23 protein-coding genes are annotated in these 21,083 nt (G+C 62.4%); 7 read left to right on the top strand and 16 right to left on the bottom strand.

The window, feature by feature from the left end; all coding sequences use genetic code 11:
* The first annotated feature begins 67 nt into the window (after nt 1–67).
* Nucleotides 68–379 carry a hypothetical protein gene (locus EOA19_RS29125; RefSeq protein WP_164893070.1) on the top strand — a complete coding sequence of 104 codons (312 nt, stop codon included), beginning with the start codon at nt 68–70 and terminating at the stop codon, nt 377–379.
* 91 nt (nt 380–470) lie between these two features.
* On the opposite strand, the gene EOA19_RS29120 is transcribed toward EOA19_RS29125, so the two are convergent.
* On the bottom strand, nt 471–1,601 hold the full coding sequence (locus EOA19_RS29120) for a transporter substrate-binding domain-containing protein (RefSeq protein ID WP_245486369.1): 1,131 nt from the start codon (nt 1,599–1,601) through the stop codon (nt 471–473).
* Between the two features lie 255 nt (nt 1,602–1,856).
* Nucleotides 1,857–2,456 (bottom strand): YdeI/OmpD-associated family protein, encoded by a 600-nt coding sequence (locus EOA19_RS29115; RefSeq protein ID WP_128305569.1) that lies wholly within the window; start codon nt 2,454–2,456, stop codon nt 1,857–1,859.
* Between the two features lie 248 nt (nt 2,457–2,704).
* Here EOA19_RS29115 and EOA19_RS29110 point away from each other — a divergent pair, with 248 nt between their 5' ends.
* Both EOA19_RS29110 and EOA19_RS29105 read left to right on the top strand, forming a co-directional pair.
* Nucleotides 2,705–3,316, top strand: coding sequence for a hypothetical protein (locus EOA19_RS29110; protein ID WP_164893069.1), 612 nt, complete (start codon nt 2,705–2,707; stop codon nt 3,314–3,316).
* Nucleotides 3,317–3,427: 111 nt separating this feature from the next.
* Nucleotides 3,428–4,117 carry an SDR family oxidoreductase gene (locus EOA19_RS29105; protein ID WP_128305567.1) on the top strand — a complete coding sequence of 230 codons (690 nt, stop codon included), beginning with the start codon at nt 3,428–3,430 and terminating at the stop codon, nt 4,115–4,117.
* Here the strand turns inward: EOA19_RS29105 and EOA19_RS29100 are convergent.
* Nucleotides 4,092–4,997 (bottom strand): S1C family serine protease, encoded by a 906-nt coding sequence (locus EOA19_RS29100; protein WP_128305566.1) that lies wholly within the window; start codon nt 4,995–4,997, stop codon nt 4,092–4,094. The genes EOA19_RS29105 and EOA19_RS29100 overlap by 26 nt on opposite strands.
* A 195-nt stretch (nt 4,998–5,192) precedes the next feature.
* Between EOA19_RS29100 and yghU the strand changes: the two genes are divergently transcribed.
* Nucleotides 5,193–6,059: a glutathione-dependent disulfide-bond oxidoreductase gene (yghU, locus tag EOA19_RS29095; RefSeq protein WP_128305565.1), complete on the top strand. Its 867-nt coding sequence runs from the start codon at nt 5,193–5,195 to the stop codon at nt 6,057–6,059.
* A gap of 87 nt (nt 6,060–6,146) precedes the next feature.
* Here the strand turns inward: yghU and EOA19_RS29090 are convergent, their stop codons facing one another.
* The 3 genes from EOA19_RS29090 to EOA19_RS29080 all read right to left on the bottom strand — a co-directional run bounded on the left by EOA19_RS29090 (nt 6,147) and on the right by EOA19_RS29080 (nt 7,589).
* The gene (locus EOA19_RS29090; RefSeq protein ID WP_128305564.1) at nt 6,147–6,449 is read right to left on the bottom strand and encodes a DUF1236 domain-containing protein; all 303 of its coding nucleotides are present in this window, start codon (nt 6,447–6,449) and stop codon (nt 6,147–6,149) included.
* Between the two features lie 602 nt (nt 6,450–7,051).
* The gene (locus EOA19_RS29085) at nt 7,052–7,270 is read right to left on the bottom strand and encodes an exopolysaccharide production repressor protein (RefSeq protein WP_245486367.1); all 219 of its coding nucleotides are present in this window, start codon (nt 7,268–7,270) and stop codon (nt 7,052–7,054) included.
* A 103-nt stretch (nt 7,271–7,373) separates the two neighbouring features.
* On the bottom strand, nt 7,374–7,589 hold the full coding sequence (locus EOA19_RS29080; protein ID WP_023813333.1) for a hypothetical protein: 216 nt from the start codon (nt 7,587–7,589) through the stop codon (nt 7,374–7,376).
* Nucleotides 7,590–7,603: 14 nt separating this feature from the next.
* Here EOA19_RS29080 and EOA19_RS29075 point away from each other — a divergent pair, with 14 nt between their 5' ends.
* The 3 genes from EOA19_RS29075 to EOA19_RS29060 all read left to right on the top strand — a co-directional run bounded on the left by EOA19_RS29075 (nt 7,604) and on the right by EOA19_RS29060 (nt 10,293).
* On the top strand, nt 7,604–7,891 hold the full coding sequence (locus EOA19_RS29075) for a hypothetical protein (protein WP_023813332.1): 288 nt from the start codon (nt 7,604–7,606) through the stop codon (nt 7,889–7,891).
* Nucleotides 7,892–9,677: 1,786 nt separating this feature from the next.
* Complete coding sequence (locus EOA19_RS29065; RefSeq protein ID WP_031213630.1) at nt 9,678–9,977, top strand: DUF1236 domain-containing protein; 300 nt, start codon at nt 9,678–9,680, stop codon at nt 9,975–9,977.
* A gap of 70 nt (nt 9,978–10,047) precedes the next feature.
* Nucleotides 10,048–10,293, top strand: coding sequence for a hypothetical protein (locus EOA19_RS29060; RefSeq protein ID WP_031213628.1), 246 nt, complete (start codon nt 10,048–10,050; stop codon nt 10,291–10,293).
* A gap of 266 nt (nt 10,294–10,559) precedes the next feature.
* On the opposite strand, the gene EOA19_RS29055 is transcribed toward EOA19_RS29060, so the two are convergent.
* The 10 genes from EOA19_RS29055 to EOA19_RS28995 form a co-directional block, all read right to left on the bottom strand.
* Entirely contained in the window at nt 10,560–11,111 is a 552-nt protein-coding gene (locus EOA19_RS29055; protein ID WP_023813326.1) for an isochorismatase family protein, read from the bottom strand.
* Between the two features lie 5 nt (nt 11,112–11,116).
* Nucleotides 11,117–11,296 carry a WD40 repeat domain-containing protein gene (locus tag EOA19_RS29050; protein ID WP_245486366.1) on the bottom strand — a complete coding sequence of 60 codons (180 nt, stop codon included), beginning with the start codon at nt 11,294–11,296 and terminating at the stop codon, nt 11,117–11,119.
* Nucleotides 11,297–11,570: 274 nt separating this feature from the next.
* Nucleotides 11,571–12,767: a hypothetical protein gene (locus tag EOA19_RS29040; RefSeq protein ID WP_023813323.1), complete on the bottom strand. Its 1,197-nt coding sequence runs from the start codon at nt 12,765–12,767 to the stop codon at nt 11,571–11,573.
* A 191-nt stretch (nt 12,768–12,958) separates the two neighbouring features.
* The gene (locus EOA19_RS29030; RefSeq protein WP_128305562.1) at nt 12,959–13,729 is read right to left on the bottom strand and encodes an exodeoxyribonuclease III; all 771 of its coding nucleotides are present in this window, start codon (nt 13,727–13,729) and stop codon (nt 12,959–12,961) included.
* A 4-nt stretch (nt 13,730–13,733) separates the two neighbouring features.
* Entirely contained in the window at nt 13,734–14,378 is a 645-nt protein-coding gene (locus EOA19_RS29025; RefSeq protein ID WP_128305561.1) for an alpha/beta fold hydrolase, read from the bottom strand.
* A gap of 209 nt (nt 14,379–14,587) precedes the next feature.
* Nucleotides 14,588–15,703: a tetratricopeptide repeat protein gene (locus EOA19_RS29015; RefSeq protein WP_128305560.1), complete on the bottom strand. Its 1,116-nt coding sequence runs from the start codon at nt 15,701–15,703 to the stop codon at nt 14,588–14,590.
* The gene (locus EOA19_RS29010; protein WP_024501732.1) at nt 15,700–16,605 is read right to left on the bottom strand and encodes a Ku protein; all 906 of its coding nucleotides are present in this window, start codon (nt 16,603–16,605) and stop codon (nt 15,700–15,702) included. The genes EOA19_RS29015 and EOA19_RS29010 overlap by 4 nt, the downstream gene beginning before the upstream one ends.
* Nucleotides 16,606–16,842: 237 nt before the next feature.
* Nucleotides 16,843–19,326, bottom strand: coding sequence for a DNA ligase D (gene ligD, locus EOA19_RS29005; RefSeq protein WP_128305559.1), 2,484 nt, complete (start codon nt 19,324–19,326; stop codon nt 16,843–16,845).
* 45 nt (nt 19,327–19,371) lie between these two features.
* Nucleotides 19,372–19,596, bottom strand: a complete 225-nt coding sequence (locus tag EOA19_RS29000; protein ID WP_023813316.1) for a hypothetical protein — start codon at nt 19,594–19,596, stop codon at nt 19,372–19,374.
* A 243-nt stretch (nt 19,597–19,839) separates the two neighbouring features.
* Nucleotides 19,840–21,003: a glycosyltransferase family 9 protein gene (locus tag EOA19_RS28995; protein WP_348629859.1), complete on the bottom strand. Its 1,164-nt coding sequence runs from the start codon at nt 21,001–21,003 to the stop codon at nt 19,840–19,842.
* Between the last annotated feature and the right edge of the window lie 80 nt (nt 21,004–21,083).

Raw genomic sequence — 21,083 nt, 5'->3', positions numbered from 1 at the left:
CCTGTCATAACCACCTTCGCGGCGGTCAAGCGGGCCGCGGCACAACGCGAAGAAATGGTCCCGAAACATGCAACGACGTTCGACCGGACGGATCGGTGCCCTGACAGGCATTTCGCTCGCCATGCTGGCGGTCGCACAATCGGGTGCGGACGCAGCGGTCACCCGGAGCGAATATTGCAGCCAGCTCGGCCTTCAACTCGACGGGGCCATCCAAACGAAAGTCGCCCCAGGCACCAGCGCAAGCCAGATCGCCGAGGCAACCGCGCTCCAGGACAAGGCGAACCGGTTTTGTGCCGAGCGCAAGCAGGCGCAAGGCATCCGGAGCTATGCCAATGCCCTGAAACTTCTTGGCGTGACACCGGTCGACCTGAACCAGTGACAGCAACCATCAATTCTTGAAGAAAAGGCCGCCTCTCTCGCAGAGCGAAGGCGGTTTTTCCAGCGCATCGCACCGCGGAAGCTCCTGTCGACTACTTCTCGCCCAGATATTGGAAAACGGCCTGCTTCCACCAATCGCTTTCGATGGTCTGGAGGGCGACATCGAGAGACTTGCGCAACGGGCTGCCGAGCGGCAGCGCAATGGCATATTGCTGCTGGTCGAAGGTCGCATCGAGAACCTGCAGGCTTGTCGCGTAATTCTGCCCGACCAGCCAGCCAAGCAGCGGCTTGTCGTGCACCAGCGCATCGATCTTGCCGGCGCGAAGCGCGTTGAGGCCTTGCTGGATCGAGGCAAAGTCCTGATGACGGATCTGGGTCGAATCCAGATAGGACGCCGTCGACGAGCTCTGCACCGCGCCGACCGTGACCTGGGCGAGATCGCTTTCGCCCTGCACCATTCCTTCCATCTGCGTCACCGTCAGCACCGATGTGACGCCCGCGGTGAACACCGCGATGGCAATGATCGATCCCATCATCCAGAGCGCGGCCAGCACGCGCCCCGGCACGGTTCGCGGACCGAAGTCGCCGGTGCTGGCTTGCGTCGCGGCGATGGTCGACCACCACATGCTGGAAAACAGTCCCTTGGCGACGCCGCCGCCGAAATCGTCATTGTGCCGACGTTCGAACATCCAGATCAGGACGCCGACCACCACCGATATGATGACCAGCCCCAGCACCGCCTGCAGGAAGCCGAACGACGTCAGGGCATGCAGCACCGGCCGCCATGACGGCTGGTTGTTGAGCGGTGTCGCAATGCCGAGCCCGGTCGTGAAGAAGGGCTGCGTGAAGTCGACGGCCTTTTCGCGGTCGGCCGTGACCGTGATCGCGGCCATCGCCGCATCGAACCTGCCGTTGACGACGCCATCGATCTGGTCCTGCACGGCAGGCACTTCGACATAGCGGAAGCGAAGGTTGAGCCGCCCGGCGATTTTCTGCCAGAGGTCGATGCTCAATCCCGACCAGCTGCCGTCCTGCAGCTTGAACGCAAAAGGCGGCGCCTCCTTGATCCCGACCGAGATCTCTTTTGCCGGCGAGGCCGAGGGAGAAGCCAGGTCGGGAGACGTCTGGTCGGGCGAGGTCTGGGCAAGCGTGGCGCCGGCTCCCACACACGCGACGATGACAATGAGACCCAGCGCCATCGTCCACGAAGCAACTCTTCTCAACGGCAACGACTCCCAGCGTCCGCCGCTCGATCGTCGCGGCTTTCGAAGGGTAGCCGCCGTGCCGTCCTTCGTCCACCGGCGATGTCGTTGCTGAAGCAGCCGCGCGACGCGCCGACCATCGAATTGCGCAAAAACAAGCAGTTGGAACAATTTCACGATTCAGATCCTGAAGCGCTTCGCGCAACGCCGGATCCCGTGCGGACAGGCTTGCCGTGCCGAAGACGAACTCGCGCCCAAACCAGCCCACCCCAAACCTTACTTCCTGCCTTGCGGGTAGATCGTCTCGCCGCGCTTCAGCATTGCCACAAACGTCTCGATCTTCTTCTTGCGCCCGGCCTCGGTCTTCATGTTGTGGGTGCGGAAGGCGAGCGCGAAACGGTTCTGGGCACTGAGCTTTGCCAGCATCACCTTCGCAGCGGGTTCGGCGTCTATGGCAGCCTGCAGGTCGTCGGGGATTTTCATCTCCTTGCCGCTGCCATAGGCGCGCGCCCAGCGCCCGTCCGCCTTGGCCGCCTCGACCTGTTTGAGCCCATGCTCGGTCATGCGGCCCTCCTCGACCAGCCGCGCGACATTGTCGATGTTGATCAGGCTCCAGATGCTCTTCCGGCTGCGCGGCGTGTAGCGCTGCAGGAAACTCTTGTCGTCCAACCCCTTGCGCACCGCATCGATCCAGCCGAAGCACAGCACCACGTCGATGGCTTGTTTGGGGGTGATCGACTTCAGTCCCGACCCCACCTTGTGAACCTTGATCCACACTTCGGTTTCCGTGGCGTGGTGCTTGCCGAGCCATGCGTAGAAGCTGCCCGGATCCGGGAATTCATGGACCTTGTCGGGATCAACCTTGACCGGCGCCATTAGCCGGCCTGTCCTTTCGGTGTCGCTCGCGCCATCAGTTCCCTCTCTGTCGTCCCTGGCATTGCCCGTCATCGACCAGAATGGCACGAGTCGCTGTCAGTTTCCGGCAGCAAACTTGGCGGGCGCCTACGGCGTTCCTTCGCGCCCCTCGACCTGAACATTTTTCTCCCGGCCCCGCTGTATGAAATTTCGGAATACCTGCCATGCTCGTGCTCGGGCACGCCATCTCGCTCCCGGGGGAATATGCCATGAAATCTCTGTTGCTCGCCTTTGTGTTGTCTCTCCCCACGGCCGCCCTCGCCGAGCCAATCGAAACCCGGAAGATCATCACAGCGGTGACCGGGGACTTCAACGGCGACGGCGCCGTCGATCTCGCCATGGTGGTGGAGACCGAGCCCGGCCACCCGATGGATGTCCACTTCTTCCTCAGGGACAAGGAGCACAATTACCTCAAGCCCGTCGAAACCGTGCACGAGCAGATCCACGGGGAATGGAACGGCTACGACCGGCCGGGTTACGAGAACTCCGACACCGAGCCGGAACTGACGATGCTGCCCAACGGTTCGATCAAATTCTACCTGCCGGCGATGCCGGTCGGCAGCGAACGGACCGACATGACGCTGACCATCGCCTGGCGCGACGCTGCCTTCATCGTCGCCGGCTTCGCCTATGACCATGATGACTATTTGAAGGAGAATGCCGAAAGCGCCTGCGAGTACAATGTCCTGACCGGCAAAGGCACCGGCAGCGAAAAGCAGCCGGACGGCAGCACCAAGCACAAGACCGTCTCGGTCGAAGGCCAGACCATCGCCTTCAAAGACTGGAACCCGGGCACCGCCTTCACCGCTTGCGGCAACTGATCGCCCTGCATCATCGGCGCTTCCGATAGCGCTATCGGTTTCTTCCGTTTTCACTTGCCGTACCGAACTGCCAATTCCCTGCCCTTCTCCATCCAAGCAAAGGCAGAGCGAATGAGCATTTCAAATGAGAAAATCCTGATCGTCGGTGGCGGCTCTGGCATGGGTCTGGCGCTGGCCCGGCGCTGCGTCGAGGCTGGGGCCAGTGTGATCACCGCCGGGCGCGGCGAGGATCGGCTGCAACGGGCGCGTGAGGCGCTGGGCAATCCCGCCGGGCTGGAAACGGCCGTCGTCGACGTCACCCGCGAAGACCAGGTCGCGGCTCTGTTCGCGGGGATCGGCGACGTCAATCACATCGTCAGCACCGCCGCCGACATCGAAGGCTCCTACCAGCTGCTGCCGGCGCTTGACTTGAAGGCGGCGCAAAAGGTTGTCGAGAGCAAGCTCTATGGCCCGCTGCTGCTCGCCAAGCACGGTGCGCCACGGCTGGTAGCAACCGGCTCCATGACCTTCGTTTCCGGCATCGCCGCCTACCGGCCAGCCGCGCGCGGCTCCGTCGTTGCCGCTGTCAACGCAGCGCCCGAAGGCCTCGTACGAGCGCTGGCGGTCGAGTTGGCTCCGATCCGCGTCAATGCCGTGTCACTCGGTTGGGTCGACACCACGATCTGGACGCAGGGGGCCGGCGATCGCAAGGACGAGACCCTGGCCGCGATGGCCGAGCGGCTGCCGGTCGGGCGGATCGGCCAACCCGACGACATCGCCGACGCCATCGACGCGTCTACTGCAGTTGCGGCTTTTTCATAAAACTGCCGCGGTCGGCCGATTTGACGCGCAGCCAGGTTTCGCGGCCGTCGCGCAGCACCCGCATTGGAATCTCGGCCCCCGCCGAGCCGCTCTCCCACAGCTTGCGGTAGAAATCGGCCAGCCCGTCGACCGCGCCGTCCCGGATGTCGGAGATGATGTCGCCCTGGCGCAAGCCGGCCTTGGCCGCCGGGCCGCCCTCGGTCACGCTCATCACCACCACTCTGCCGTCGCTTTCGGCCGACAGGGCGCCGAGCCACGGGCGCGGCGGCTTGGCCACCTGGCCGCGCGTCAGGAGGTCGTCGAGTATGGGCGGCAACAGATCGATCGGCACCACCATGTTGATGTCGGCGACCTCGCCGTTGCGGCTCATCTGCAGGCGCAGGGAACCGATGCCGAGCAGCGAGCCGTCAGCGCCGAACAGCCCGGCACCGCCCCAGGAGGGGTGCGCCGGCGCAATGAAGATCGCCTCGTCAAGCAGATACTCCCAATAGCCGGCGAATTCCTGCTTGGTGACGATCCTGGCCTGCACCGACTGGCCGATGCCGTCGGCCAGCACGACCGCGTCGCCGATCCTGGCCTTGCCGGCATCGCCCAGCGCCACCGCCGGCAGGCCGAGCGGCGCCAGCGCCTGCACCAGGCCGAAGCCCGATTCCTGGTCATAGGCCAGCGCGTGCGCGGGGATGACGCGGCCGTCATGGCTGGTCAGCCAGACCTCTTCCGCTTCGGTGATGAGATAGCCGATGGTCAGCACCAGCCCATCGTTGCGAATGACGACGCCGCTGCCTTCCCTGAGCGTGCCGAGCGCCCCGGCCGTAAAGGCATCTTCGGGGACAGTGGCCCGCACGGCGACGACCGAGCGCGGATTGGGATTGATGGTCATGCTTTTGTCCTGGATGGGCTTTGGTGACATCTTCTATAGGTATGCCACGCAGGAGAAGGCGCAAGGGTGAGGAAGTGCCCAATTGCCGATGTTGGCTCCGAGGGCATCGATAATAGTTCAACGCAAGTTGAACTTACACATCCGCAGCCCTAGTTTATGGCGACCTGCCATCCTTCCCCGACACGAGGCCACGAAATGACCGACTACACACCGCCGAAAGTATGGACCTGGAACAAGCCGAGCGGCGGAGCCTTTGCCAGCATCAACCGGCCGATCGCCGGGCCGACGCATGACAAGGAACTGCCCGTCGGCAAGCATCCGTTGCAGCTCTATTCGCTGGCGACGCCGAACGGCGTCAAGGTCACGGTCATGCTGGAAGAGCTTCTGGCGCGCGGCCACAAGGGTGCCGAATACGACGCCTGGCTGATCCGGATCAACGATGGCGACCAGTTCGGCAGCGGCTTCGTCGAGGTTAATCCAAACTCCAAGATCCCGGCCCTGATGGACCGCAGCGGCAAGACGCCGGTGCGCATCTTCGAATCCGGTTCGATCCTGGTCTATCTCGCCGAAAAGTTCGGCGAATTCCTGCCTACCGAACAGCCGGCGCGCGCCGAAGTGCTGTCCTGGCTGTTCTGGCAGATGAGCTCGGCGCCGTATCTGGGCGGCGGCTTCGGCCATTTCTACGCCTATGCGCCGGAAAAGTTCGAATATGCCATCGACCGCTTCTCGATGGAGGTGAAACGCCAGATGGATGTGCTCGACCGCCGGCTGGCCGAGACTGAATATCTCGGCGGCAAGGACTATTCCATCGCCGATATGGCCGTGTGGCCCTGGTATGGCGGGCTGGCGCTCGGACGCATGTACAATGAGTCCGCCGAGTTCCTATCCGTGCAGGAATACGCACATGTGCAACGCTGGGCCAAGGCGATCGACGCCCGACCGGCGGTCAAGCGCGGCCGCATGGTCAACCGCGCTTTCGGCGAGCCTGCCATGCAACTGCATGAGCGCCACGACGCCAGCGATTTCGAGACCAAGACGCAGGATAGACTGGCCGCCGAATAGGCCATCGCGGATCGCGACAAAAGGAACCCCGCCACCGACGCGACGTCGGGGCGGGTTTTTCCCAAGGTCCAGTGCTGCGGGAACCCCTTAGGGCAGCACTTCAACGATCTGGCGGGTCTCCGGGTCGACGAGGACCGTCTGGTCATTGATCACCGCGACGCGGTATTTGACGTCGGGCACTTCACGCAGTTCGACAGTGTCCGGTACCGACGAGCCGAGCTTGAGTTCGACCCCCAGAAGGTTCACCGAGGCAAGCGGTTCCCTCTTGATGTATTCGCGAACGACCGTCTCCTGCTGCGGCTGGACGACGACGACGCTCTCCGCCAGCGCCGCACCCATGCCGCCCGTCAGGACGATGGCAGCCGCCGCGCTTGTAAGATAAAGTTTCATGACCGTCTCCTAGTGACAATTGAATTCCGCCCTCCATAAAAACTCCACCGCTGCCATGTGGTTCCATCCAACTTCAGAATTGAAGATGTTATGTTTGCAGCCCGGATATTAATTTGTTGCTGATCAAGCATGCGGCAGACAGCGCGGAAATGCTTGAAAACTTGCACAAATGTGTACGGACATTAGAAGACGAAAAATCCCTTCTGCAGCCGAATTGGCGAAGCACCTGTTGTCGCCGCGTCAAATCAGCCTCGCGTCCCTCTATCTCGACGATGGGAGCACGAAAAAGACTCGCCCCGCCGGGAGCAGAGCGAGCCATGGCAGTGCCGATAGAGGTGGCAACCTCACCGGTACTGCTAGAGGACGCGAAGCATGATCACTTGTTCCACCTGACGGCCTGAGCCATGCGAAGCCGGTCGCGCATGCATCATGTTCCCACGACGACGCCGAAATGTTCCCACGATACGCTGTGCCGAAACCTCCAGCGGGGCTATGCCCAGACAACGCTGTCTCTCAGTGACCAAACACCGTGATCGCGCTGTGGGCGAGGTTCCCCGAATTTGCCCGGGCGCACACGCGCGAGTGATCCTGGCCAGCCGGTCTCAAAGCTGGACACCGTCGCGATGCAATGGCGGGAAGGCGTCTACCGGATCCTGGCTCGGCACGATATCGTGCGAGCGCCTGAAGATCAGCCTCACGATGAGCACGAAGTAGCCGACCTGCAGGACAAGCAGCGTCGCTATCGTCCAGGCAAATGCCTCCCAGAAAGAGCCGGTGACCATATAGGTCCACACCGCGACAATGAGAGCCGTGGCTGACATTCCTACGAGAAACTGCCCAAAATACATGGTTTCCCCAAACCGCCGAAACCGCGCCGGTTCCAACCAGTCCCTGCTCATCCCATTTCCCGCGAACAACATTTCATTATTTTAGCAACTTCGCAAGTAAGCGGCCGATCGCCACTGCGCGCTTTCCATTGCGCGGCGACTTGGCAACGGTGGCGATCCGGCGCGCGGCGGCGGTGCCGGCGGGGCTGGGCTGACGCGCCAGCCGTCGAAAATCCAGAAGCACGCCCGCTCTTTGCACTTCGAGCAGGGGAACAAATGCCGGCACGCCGAGTTTCGCCTCCAGTTTTTTCAAGGAAGGAGGCCGGCATGGCACCGCGCAACAAACCAAGCGCCGACATCGAAGATGACGCACCGCAGGCGGATGGGCCTACCATCGAGCAGCAGGATTGGGATGCGATCAAGGGCGGCGAGATCCTGCCAGAGTCCGTGCCGGAAAACGGCGACATGCGTTACGGCGTCGAAAAAGACGGCGATCTGCCCGACGAGGACGACGATAACGCGTACCAGGACAGCGACGATGCCCTTCCCGATGATGAGGAAGAAGCCGCGATCACGCGCGATCAGACCCGCGAGGGCCGATTCGACGAGACGTGAGCCATTCGTCGCCCGAGACATGACTGCCTGTTGTTGAACTTGCCAAAGCCACATTTTCCATGCCCGGTTCGCGGGAAAATGTGCTTGGCCGGCTAAGTTTTCCGCCTAGGCATTATATCAGATTTACCTAAAATAGCGGAACATCCAAGGGACATTATCGGAACTGAACAAGGCCCCTTGGACTTTTGCGCACGACGGATAAGACCTTGGTCCTACAGGAAAAAGCAAAAGCCCGACGTGACCGATTGAAGCTTCCAACGAGGGAACATCGGGGCCGTGTTCGTCGTTTGTCGAAAGCGGCCCCGCCGGGTGCCATGCCTGGAGAACAGCGCGATGCCCCACCGATCCACCATCATCAAGACGGGCCATGGCCCAGGAACGGCGATCGCCGTGCTCATGGTTGGATTAACGGCGGTGGGCATCGTGTTCCTTCTACTCGGCAGTTCACTTTACTTCAGTGAGCAGCCTGCGGATCAACGTGCCCTGTCTTCCCCGCCCGCTCGATCGATACACGCGGCCGATAGCAAAGCGGCAAACTGAACGAGCTACTGCTGAGCCATAGCGAGATTGCCGCCGCGCAAGTCCTCCAGACTTAGGCCAGGAAGATCCGCCATTGCCGCTGTCTGCAGTGCGGCGGCCGTGCTGGTGATCATGCAGCGAAACGGACAGCTTCGGACGGTGTTTTGTCCATCGGAGAAGTTTTGGGTTGCTTGCATTAACATTAGATATATCTAATGTAGCGATGGCCGACGACCGCCAGAAGTCGGCTGGCCCGGCGTCCTCCCTTTGCACCTGGCTGCCGGGCCATTTCTTGTCCTCGCCTTGCCGTCTTCGCCTTTGTGTGGCGCGGATTCATCTTCGCGCCGTTTCGCCACGTATAGCTTCAGCCTCGACAAACAGCCTCCGGCTCGGCAGCCGCAGGAAAGATGCGGACGCCGAGCCCATCGCACTGATCAAATCGCTAGGACGTGCAGGCTAGCTGCTAAAATCGAAGGACGACCGAAGGGCCACGTCTGCGATAGCACCGGACGCGACGGCGACCATGCCGCCAGTAACTGCGGCAGACCCGTCTCCAACGCCGCCCGTGCCGGCGCCGGCGCCAGCCCCGATCCCGATCCCAGTCCCGATCCCAGCCCCGATCCCAGCGTCGATGGTCGACCGGCTGCACCTCCGCATGTGCACCTTCGTCGTCGAGGGCCTCTGCCTCAATTTCATCGAGAATGCCGTTTCCAGCGCTTGGAACACCGGCCGCTGCCTCGATCGGGCGAATTGCCCCTGCAAGGGCCGCGGCCCCGGCAATGCCAAACATCGCCGTCAAGAAGGATCGCCGATCCATAGTAACCTCCCAACGTTGCATAAGCTGAACGAAGCGCTCGGCTGCCGAATGAGCAGGCCGGCGCATGGTGAAAATAGAGGATTCGCCAGCCGCCGAAGCGGCTTGCGAATCCTATCAGCGCAGGAAGGGACGTTGCTGCGCCGATCGACGACATGTCAGCCAAGGACTATCCCCATCACCAGAAAGGTGACAGCTGTCGCGAAAATCGGTGCGAGCAACCAGCGCGCTTGGCCAACACTTTTGTCCATCTGTCTCTCCGAATTCCGGGAGACAAACAGCCATGAACAGAGAGCCGTTCCCGTCGGTAAGACCAATGCGCTCGCAGACCAGACTTAAGTCGCACGTCTCACCCGACCGAAGCCCCAGCGGAGGAACATTTTCATTTGGCTCAAGTTCAGTTGCCGTCAGCGTTGAACGATCCTGTCATGCTGACTCGCAAGGAGAAACGGTATGAAAATGCACCTAACGGGCGCCGCAGCGGCGCTATTGCTGTTGGCTGGTGTCGGCGCCGTTGCCGCTCAGGACGTTGTCATTCAGCCTGAACAGGACACGGTCATCCGCGAGTATGTGAAGAAGCAGCCTCTCGCTTCGGTCAAGGTTCCCGGTGTGGAACTGAATATTGGTAGCGCGTTGCCGGACACGGTCGAACTTCATGAGATCCCCGATGTCAAATACCGCTACGTGGTGGTCGACAACCGCACCGTCCTGGTGGATCCGGGCACCCGCAAGATCATCAAGGTCTACGATTGAATTTCGAACTGTCCAACCCGCCGCCAGCCATGGCGGCGGGTTGCCCAGCTTCCAATCAGGACGAGTGAAGATGACAAGCAAAGCTGTGACATCCCCTGCTTTGGGCGTTCGCCTGGCCGATCTCCAAGCCAGGATGCGTGATGCGCGGGTGACGGATGCCGAAATGAAAACCTTTCAAAAGGTCGCGGCCATCATGGAAGATCGTCATGGTCGGATCGATGCCGACGACCTGATTGCGGCATCGTTCCTCGCCGATCCGGTGCAGGACCCGGCAAACGCCCTGAGCGACATCCCGACAAGCCAGCAGACTTTTTGACTCCCTGACCGGGAAAGCGCGCCGAAAGTCTCAGCCGAATCCGCACTTTTGCTCCGGCCTATTCCGCTTTCGCGGAAGTTTCGAGCGGCCCGCAATGTGCAATGTTGCTAATGCGGCGGTACGAGCCGCCCTGGTTGACGCGGGCGCCCGAGCCATCCCAACAATGCGCCCCCCCGTCCGCGTCGACCACGGCAGCCGCCTGTCTTCTCTCGCGAAGTCCTCAAGCCGGCCCGCCTGATAATGCGCGCTGCGGCGACGGTCGGGCTTCAGCCGCCGACAAGCGCCTTTGTGGTCACCAGATTGACGCCGGCCTCGGCGAATTCGCCATTGTGCCTGAGGATGACCTGCTCGGCACTCTCGCTGGCATTGTCCAGCGTGCTGTGCACATCGGAGACCACGGTCACGCCGAGCCCTCTGGCGATGGCGCCCTTGACCGTCGCGGCCACGCAAAAATCGGTCTGTGCGCCCAAGAGCACGACAGCACTCGCACCCTGACCGGCAAGCCAGTCGCCGAAGGCAGGATTGCTGAAAGCATCGCGAACGGATTTGGCAAAGGTCGGCTCGTCCGCCGCTTGGCCGAGCGCGGGCCAAACCGGCCAGCCCAGCTCATCCGGTGCCAACGGGTCGCCATCGGGTCCGTCATGCCTGATAAAAGCGACCTTGCGCCCGCCGCGCCGCGCCCAATCGATCACCGCCTTGGTGCGCTCGACAATATCAGGCGCATCATGGATCGGCTGCTCGTGCACACCGTCGAACATGCCGGTCTGGAGATCGATGACGATGAGCGGCGCATTGTCTGGGAGGCTGGGTGCTGGCATGGGTTTTACATAGCACGGCGGACAGGGTGATCAAGATTTCGCTCATTCCGGCGCGCCGGCAAACAGCACCACGCCGTCGCCGCCGGTGGCCGGCAGTCGCGGATGGTGCGGTCGTTGCCGCCGGTCAGCACCGCGCCGTCGGCGGCGAAGGCCACCGCATAAATCGGGCCGGTCTGGCTGTCCAACATTGCGATCCGGTTGCCGCTATTGGAGGGCGGGCGCCTTGCCGCGCCTCCTTGGATTTATTGCAGTTTGCCGATTTCAGCCCGCATGGTTGACAGATGGCCGCAGTCTGGCATCATCGGATCGGGATTTTAGGAGAGTCTGATATGAAAAAAATCTATGTGAAGCCATCGTTCTTGAAAAAAGGCCGGTTGTCGGCGGTCACTGCGGCCAACGGCTCCTCGTTGCCGACACCGCAATAATTTCAGCGCCACCTGCTCCTGGCGCGTCCAAACCTCAACGCACCAGGATCAGGTCGTCCAACACCATTTGCCAATAGTGCTTCGTCGACAGGCGAACACGCGTTACAGCTTTGAGCATTGGAGCGTAGTGCAGCGGCGTTAGCGCCGACAGCGTGACCTCGTCGCTTGCAATCAGCTGCTCGCCAAGCCAGCTTTCGATCAGCGCCACCTCCCCTTCCGACGCCAGCCAGGCGGCGCTCAGCATGACCGAGTGAAAGCCGAACGGCCGTTCGCAGCTGAATTCGGCCGGCAGCCCGCTGCTGGTGTAGAGCACATGGTCGCCGGAAACATTACCATTGACATAGCCCTGGCTGTCCTTGGTGAAGTCGCGGGCCATCGCATTCAGGTTGCGCCACGCCAATCCGGCATGGCCAGCCGGAATTTTCCTGAGGCTGCGCGACGTCACATCGTCGAAATCGATCGTTTCGAGGGCGGCATCAGTGTCGATGCCGGCGCGTTGCGGCGACAGCAGGCCGAGATCCGCCGAGTAGGGCGATAGCGTCAGCCGCCGCGCCAAGCCGCCGCCGCTGACGCTGACCGTGTCGGCTTCTTCAGCCAGGTCGAAGCTGAAGACGGCACCCGGCGCCAGTGCCCGCGTCTCCAGGACGTACCCATTCCCCGACACGGAGAGGGTCGCTGGTCCATCGCCGGCGACGCGCCCGCTGACGCGGCGCGGCGGTGCCAGACCGACAGGCAGCAGCATCTCCTGCGATACCATCCCGGCCGGCGAACCCGGCAGCGGCAGGAAGTGTCGGGACTGAATGTCATTTTCGCTTTTCGCCTGCCAGCCGGGCGGCACCGAAACCACAAAGCGCCAGTTGCCCGGCTTGCGGATCACTGCCTTTCTGCTTTTCACCGACATGGGAAAGTTGGCAAAGCCGGCATTGTTGGTGCGCGCGGACGCGGCGAGCTTGCCGGCTTCGTCATACAGCCGCACCATGATCCCGGCCATCGGCCGGTCTCCGGCGCCGTATTTGCCGTCGCGATCGACATCGAAATAGACGAAGGACGAGTAATTGAGCATACCCCCGCGGGCGTTCCAATCGGTACGGACGGCATAGTCGGCAGCCGGATTGGTTAGCCGCCGTCCCTTGCGACGGCTGCGCTTCCGCCACAGCAGCCAGGACGCGACAGCAGCCGCAAGCACCACAATGGCGGCGGCCAGTATCTGGACAGCGCCCAAGTCAGGCATGGAGCCTCGCTTCACAAATCTCATGGGGGATTGCGTTCACGGGCGATCCGGCTGCGTTGGGCTACTTGCCGACAGGTTATTGCATGTCGGCCAAAAGCGAACCCGGATTTGGGACAGCGACATGCATCGAGACAAAGACTTAAAGCGCGTTGCAGGAATCCGTTCAAGCGCGACGCATGAAAGCAGTCGCCTTACTTCAATTCCACCCACACCGGCGCATGGTCGCTGGCGCCGTCCTCGCCGCGCACGTCGCGGTCGATGCCGGCAACGGTCAGGCGGCGTGCCAGTTTCTTCGACAGCAGGATGTGATCGAGCCGGAGGCCCGCATCGCGCGGCCAGCGGTTGCGGCGATAGTCCCAGAATGTGTAGAGCGTTTCCTTCGGATGCTTCTTGCGCAGGGCATCAAGCCAACCCTGGTCGAGCAGGCGCTGGAACGACGCCCGGCTTTCCGGCTGCACCAGCGCGTTGTCCTCATAGGAGCGGGTGGGGTAGATATCGCGCGGCTCGGGCACGATGTTGTAGTCGCCGGCCAGCACCACCGGCAGGCCGGTGTCGAGCAACTGTTCGGCATGCACCTCCAGCCGCGCGTGCCAGGCGAGTTTGTAGGCGAATTTCGGGCCGGGCTGAGGATTGCCGTTCGGCGCATAGAGACAAGCGACGATGATGCCGTTCACCGCCGCCTCGATATAGCGGCTCTGCCTGTCGGCATCGTCGCCGGGCAAGGCATCGCGGGTCAGCACTGGCTCGGCACCCCGCGCCAGGATGGCAACACCGTTCCACGTCGGCTCGCCCTTCCACACCGCGCCATAGCCCGCCGCCGCCAATGCCGAGCGCGGAAACTGCATGTCGCGCGCCTTCAGCTCCTGCAGGCAGACGACATCGGGTTTTGCCGCAGCCAGCCATCCCAGCAGGTTTTCAAGCCGGCTGTTGATGTTGTTGATGTTGAAGGAGGCGATCTTCATCGCTTCAGGAAGCGACCCGACCCGACCACGCCTTCACCGTCTCGGCCAGCGTCTTCAGATGGTCGGCGGTCGAAAACCCCGAAACACTCTTGCGAGGCTTGAGATCGTGGTCGCCGTCCTCCAGCCAGATCACCTCGATGCGGTCGGAAAGGCCATAAGTCGCGACTTCGTCCCTGGTGCCGAACTCGTCGCGGGTGCCCTGGAAGATCAGCGTTGGCGTCTTTAGATCGGCGAGGTGTTTTGTCCGCAATTGCTCGGGCTTGGCCGGCGGATGGAAGGGATAGCCGAGGCACAGCAGGCCTGAAATCTCGCCCTTGGCAAACATCTCGTCGGCGACCATGGAGGCGACGCGCCCGCCCATCGACTTGCCGCCGATGATCAGCGGTCCCGTCACGCCCTTTGCCCTGAGGTCGGCTATCGCCTTGATATATTCCGGGTTGACCGTCTCGGCCCGCGGCGGTGGCTTGCGGTGGCCGTAGCGGCGCGCGGCCATGTAGTGGAATTCAAAGCGCGCAACCTGAAAGCTGGCCGCGGCCAGCGCCTTGGCGGTGGCGGTCATCGAAGGCGAATCCATCGATGCACCGGCGCCGTGGGCGAGCAGGATGGTGACGGGAGCATTATCGTCGCCGTCGAAGAGGAAGGTGGTCATGGGGCGGTCTCGCTGGAGAGGTCGAGTTCCGTCACACCCCCCTCTGTCCTGCCGGACATCTCCCCCGCAAGGGGGGAGATTGCGCGCTCAACCGCTTTCGCCAATCTCCCACTTTGCAAGAAGGAGCGGGACGCCCAAGCTTCCGATCTCCCCCCTTGCGGGGGAGATGGCCGGTAGGCCAGAGGGGGGTGTTCAAGCGCCAGCATCCCTCACCCCGCCGTCCGCGCCAACTGCAAATCCACGAACTGCACGCCCTTGGCTGCAACCCGTGCCCATTCGGACTCCGCGTCGAGTTCGAGATAACGCACCCACAGGCCCCGCGCCTCCGGCAGATTGCCGGCGTCGAATTCCAGTCGGGCGAGGTTGAACACCGGATCGGCATAGGTCTTGTCGAGCGCGATCGCTTTCTGCAGGTGCCTTCGCGCCGAGGCTTCGCGACCTTGCTCGCTCATCAGTCCGGCCAGGTTGAACCACGCCTCGACGAAGGCCGGGTCGAGTTTTATCGCATTGATATAGTCGTGCGCGGCGTCCGCCGCGTGGCCGCCGGCGCGCAGGCAGTTAGCGCGGTTGAAGGCGGCAATCGCATCGCTCGGATCGATGGCCAGGCAGCGCTGGTAGAGCGCGGCGGCCCTATCATGGTCGCCCTGCTCCTCCGCCGCTTCCGCCTCGGCGAACAACTCCTCCAGCGTGTCGTCACCCTCTGCCCCGGCTGTTCCGAGATCGAACAGCAACTGCCCGTCGAGTTCGCTCTGGCCGCCTTCGAGATAGATGGCATCGGCGCGTCCATGCTGCGAGCCGACATTGAGCGACTTGGCGGTCAGCGACGCCACCGGGCCGGAGCGGTGGACGGAGCGCGCGATCGCCCCCCATGTCGCGCCGCCGGCGATGAGCCCGGCATATTTGCGCGCCAGGATCAGGTCGCGGAAGGAATAAGGTTCTGAGTCATGCTCGAACGCATCGAACAGCGACAAAAAATCGAGGTCGGAGCCTGATAGCCGCGACTGATCGATCAGCGATTGCCGCGACAGCGAAGACGCTTCCGGTGTCTTCATCAGTCCGAGAAGGCGCAGAAATCCGTTCTCGCTGATCAGCGTTCGTCCGGCCGCGCGCTCGGCGGCGACACGGCGTTCGATCTCGGCATCGCCGTTTTTGACGAGGCCTGCCCTGGCGAGAAGTGTCCGGCCGAAGACGACATGCGTGGTGCGCCTGGTGATACCGCGCCGCAGCTGGCCGTGTCGGCGTTCCACTTCCCGCGCAGCCAGCCTGAGCGGAAAAGCCGCCAGCGCGCCTATCGTGCCAAAAACAGCGCCGGTCGGTGCCGTCATTTCTTGCTCTTGCCGACCGCCTTCAGCAGATTGGCCTTCAACGGATTTTCAGCAGCACCACCCGCTGCCGCCTTCTTCGCGGCGGGCTTGGCAACCTCGTCGGCCTTGCTTTTCGACTTGGCCGGCGGCTTCGATTGCGACAGGCTCGCTTTGAGCGCATCCATCAGATTGATGACATTACCGCGCTCGGGTGCCGCCGCGATGATCGGCTTGTGGCCTTTCAGCTTCTCGCGGATCATCGTCATGAGTGCCGCCTCGTAGCGGTCCTCATAGTTCTTCGGATCGAAGGTGGTTTCCTTCTGCTTGATCAGTGCTTCGGCGAGCTGCAGCATTTCGGGATCGGGCTTGCCGGCTGGGATGTTGCCGAAATATTCAGCTGTGCCACGCACTTCGTTCGGATTCCTCAAGGTGCACACGAACATGCCGTTCTCGCGCGCGCCGATCGTCACCACCCGCTCGCGGCTCGACAGCACCAGGCGTGCGATCGCCAGCTTGCCGGATTTGCGCATGGCTTCGCGCAGCACGGCGAAGGTCTCCTCCGCCATCGCGCCGTCAGGCGCCATGTAGTAGGGCGCGTCCTGATAGATGACGTCGACCTCGTCCTCGTCGACGAAGGCCTCGATGTTCATCGTGTGATTGGATTCGATGCGCACCGCATCGAGGTCGGCATCATCTATGATGATGTACTGCTTGTCCTCGTATTCATAGCCCTTGACCAGATCAGCACGCTCGACGAGCCCCAATTCGGGGTCGACCGGTTTCATGTTGATGCGGTTGTGGGTCTTCTTATGCAACTGGTTGAACGAGATGCGCTCGCTGGCGCTGGTGGCGGGATATAACCGCACCGGACAGCTGACCAGACTGAGTTTAAGGTAACCTTTCCAACTTGCCCTGGGCGCCATGAAACACTCCTACGCGGCCATGCACTGACATTCACTGCAGCGCTTTTCGTCCGAAGGACGAACGAGGCTGCGCAAATCCTACACCGACCCCGCACAATACAGGCAAATCCCTGACGAAATCTTCCGCCACGTCTTTGAGGTCGTGGCGGAGAGAATAATTCAAATTGTCGGAAGCGTCGATGGCGTTGGGTTCCTCGCCCCGCAACGCTCTCCCCCATTTCATGGGGGCCGAGGAACCTAGTTCTTCAAGGTCGGCAAATCCCGCGCGAACTCGTCGATCTCGGCCCACGGATCGCCCGACGTCGCCAGCAGCCCCGGCAGGGAGGAATAGTTCAGATCCTGCGGCGCATCGATGGATTCGAGGTCGCTCCAACTGACCGGCGTCGAGGCCGGCAGATTGGTGCGGGCGCGCAGCGAGTAAGGTGCTGCCGAGGTGTGGCCGCGCGCATTGCGGTGATAATCGATGAAGATGCGCTTCTTGCGGTTGTCCTTGCCCATGGTGGTGGTGAAGGTGTCAGGCGCCGTTGCCGCCAGATGCGTGGCGATCGCGCTGGTCGCCTGGTGGAGCTTCTTCCAGTTCTGCGCGCCCGTCACCGGCACCGTGATGTGGATGCCGCTGCCGCCGGAGGTCTTGGCGAACGGTACCAGCCCCAGGCGCTCCAATTCGCCCTTGATGTGCACGGCGGCCTCGACCACCTCGCGCCATGAAATCCCCTCGCCCGGATCGAGGTCGAGGACGATCTGGTCGGGCCTGTCGAGGCTGGTGCGGTGGGTGCCCCAGGTGTGGAACTCGACGACGCCGAACTGCGCCAGCGCCAGATACCCTTTCGCGCCTTCGACCGAGAGATAGGATTTGGTCTCGCCCTCGGAATTCGTCGCGTCGAATGTCACCACTGAGGGCGGCATGCCGGTGAAGGCGTGGCGCTGGAAGAAGCAATCCTTCGGCAGGCCGGTCGGGCAGCGCACCAGCGACACCGGCCGGCCGAGGATGTGCGGCAGCATGAAGTCGCCGACCAGCGCGTAATAGACCGCGATGTCGAGCTTGGTCGGGCCGGTCTTGCCGAACAGCCGGCGCGTCGGGTTGGTCACCCAGATTGTGGCAAGGTCGGCCTCGGCGATCAGCCGCTTGCGTTTGGACGAGACCGGCGTCGACAGGTCGACATCCCTCAAACCACGGAAGACGCCGTGGCGCAGCGCATTGTCTGAGGTGCGGTTGGCGTAATGAATGCGCGCCGACAGCAGCGGCCGCACCCAGTTCATCTCGCGCATGATTTCGCGCGGGACACCCTCGGGCGGGGTGGCGCCTTCCCGCAGCGGCTCCAGCCTGGCGAGCAACTCACCGGCGGTGGCGGCATCGAAACCGGTGCCGACCTTGCCGCGATAATGCAATTCACCACCCTCGAACTCTGCCATGCCGAGCGCAGCCAGCCCTTCGGCCGCATCGGAGATGGTGAAGCCGGCGATGACGAAGTCGTCCGACAGCAGTGCCTTGGTCTTGGTCCAGCTTTTGGTTCGGCCGCTCTGATAGATGGCCGTGGCGCGCTTTGAGACGACACCCTCCAGCCCAAGTTCCGACACCTGGTCGTAGAGCCCCTGCCCTGAACCTTCGACATGGTCGGAGAACTGGATGGCGGAATTGGCGCCGAGGCCCGACAGCATCTGCGCCAGCAGCGCCTTGCGCCGGACCAGCGGCGCCTTGGTCAGGTCCCAGCCGTCGAGGTGGAGAAGATCGAAGGCGTAAAAATGGAGATTGCTGCCGGCGCCCTCGGCCAGCGCATCCTGCAGCAGCGCGAAGCGGCTGATGCCCCGGGCGTCGAGCACCACGATCTCGCCGTCGATGATGGCATCGCGGCAGGGCAGCTTGGCGAACGCATGCGGCAGGTCGCCATAGCGCTTCGTCCAGTCGATGCCGCCACGGGTGATCAGCTTGACGACGCCGCCAGTGAGATGCGCCATGGTGCGGTAGCCGTCGAATTTGATCTCGTGCAGCCAGACTTGTTGGGTGTCGTCGCCATCGGGTGGTTTTGGCACCTGCGTCGCCAGTTGCGGCTCGATACGGGCAAGCATGGGAGCCTTGAACACGCCCGGCAGCGTGCCGGGCTTCAGCGATCCCTGTCTGGGCGCGGGTTTGGTGGCGGGCTTCGCCGGCGCCGCCAGTTCCTCGATGCGCAATCCGGATTTGACGCTTTCCGGCCGGGCCGTGAGGATGTCAAGCGCGGTGTCGGCGGCGAGGTCGCGTTCCTTGAACAGCAGCCAGTTCTTCTTGTTCTCATCTTCGCCGGGTTTCGGCTTCAGCCGGGTCAGCATCCAGCCGCCATTGAGCTTGTCGCCGGCCAGCCGGAACTTGAAGGCGCCGGTTCGCAAGCTCTTTTCGACGTCGTCCATCGGCGCCCATGTGCCGGTATCCCAGACGATCATCGGCCCGCCGCCATACTCGCCCTCGGGAATGACACCCTCAAAGTCGATATATTCGAGCGGATGATCCTCGGTCTCGACCGCCAGCCTCTTGTCGGCCGGATTGAGCGAAGGCCCGCGCGGCACCGCCCAGCTCTTCAAGACATCGCCGACCTGCAGGCGCAGATCATAATGGTCAGCGGTGGCGTGGTGCTTGTGGACGACGAAGCGGTTGCCGTCGCTGCTGACGAGCCCGCCAACCGGTTCCGGCGTCTTGGCGAATTCGCGTTTGGCGCGATAGGCTTTGAGCTTTGGTGGGGTCGTCATCGCCAGGATCGAAGCACGGCGGCCAGGAACAAGCCAGTCACGCTCTCAATCGTCAGCGGCCGGCGTCAACTCGAGCTCCGCCGGCGACAGTCCTTGCTGCAGCTGGCTCAGCCGGAATTCGTCGACCCAATAGGCCTCGCCGTCGACCAGAACCCGGGCCTGGTAGGTGCCTGCCGAAAAACGCTGCGCGGTGATGTAGACCTTGTGACGATCGAGCGCCTTGCGCACCGCGGCGCGCTTGGAATTCTGACCTGTGACGGGACTGAACATGACACTGCCCTCGGTCGCCCCAGACACAAAACGCGGCCGCTGCCGGCAGCCTGACGACTGGGGTCAAGGATGGCGGAGACGCGCCGTCCTGTCAATTTCGCGGACAGCGCAGGATGCGGCCCGGTTAAATTTACCAATCTTTTGAATATGCTTGGGCCTTGGCCTGAATCAAGACGTGAAGCACACGAAGATGAACTGTGCACCACCACGCCGCCAAAACTAGCGTCCGTCGCTGCCGCTCTGCTACGCGGCCGGCGTGCCCGAATGAGCAGATTTTTGAACTTCCGTGCCGATGAGATCGAGTGTCGCCGCCGCAACATCGGCAACCTGGAGCCGCTGGACGCAATAGACCCCACCGGCGTTGTTTTCTTTACACAAACCTGGAGCGATGCATGGGCAAGGCATGGGCGGCTGGAGCGTCCGGTTGGGGACACCGAATGGGCCCCATTGCTCAGGCGACGTCAGACCGTACAGCCCCACCGCTGGAGTTCCGACAGAGGCCGCGATGTGCATCGGGCCGCTCTCATTGCCAAGAAAGATCGACGCTTCGGCCAACAATGCTGTCAAGACCTCAAGCGAGGCTTTTCCGACGACACTTGCGACCGGCGATGCTGCCACTTCAAGGATCCTTTGCGCGGCAAGCCCTTCATCCGGCCCACCAACGAGCAGGGATCGCAGCCCGGTTTTGGCGTATACCTCATCGATGACCGCAGCAAAATGTTGCGGCGGCCAGCAACGGCCTTCAAACCTCGCGCCGGCATGCACGGCCACATAGGACTTCTTCGCCAAAGCGTTTTCCGCAAGAAGCCTGGCACACTCTTCCTGGGCAGTCCTGGTCGGCTGCAGCCGAGGCGTTGGATCCTGATAATCCAACCCGAGGGCGCTGAGTGGAGACAGGTTCCTGTAGAGATAATGCGGTCCGCCATGTCCGAAGGTCGCGGCGAGCACGTTTGCAAGCTGGATTTCCCAGAACTTCATCGGATGCTCGGAAGGATCGAAGCCGACGCGAAGTGGAGCCCCGATCAAGCGATGCATGATCCGCGAGGTTTTTGAATCGGTAAGGTCGATGCTAAGATCGAATTTCCGACGCCGCAGATCAGAGATGACGCCACGATGGTCGCTCAAACGCTTGAGCAGAGTCCTTCCTCTGCCACGGGATTCAAAGCCAACGGCAACATCGGCGATCCCTTGCGCGACGATGAACTGCTTGAGACCCGGCGCACAAAGCATGGTCACCGATGCTTGCGGATAAGAAAGACGCAGATTGCGAACCAAAGCAGATGTCAGAACGACATCTCCAATGTACTTCGTTTGAATAATGAGGATGGAACGAATCCCATCTCCTAAACTTGCATCCATCGATATGATCTGCCGAAAACGCCAACTTAAAAAATCTGCCGAGGACACTCATTTCTGAACGGCAAGCGGCGCTTTCAGATATAGAGCCAACCAACCCAGTCAACAAGCTTGCCGGCCTTGGTGCCTCC

This window comes from Mesorhizobium sp. M7A.F.Ca.US.010.02.1.1 (assembly GCF_004023085.1).
Classification (GTDB): domain Bacteria; phylum Pseudomonadota; class Alphaproteobacteria; order Rhizobiales; family Rhizobiaceae; genus Mesorhizobium.
Note: the sequence above shows the minus strand (reverse complement) of the source record. Positions and strands in the feature narration are given on the sequence as shown.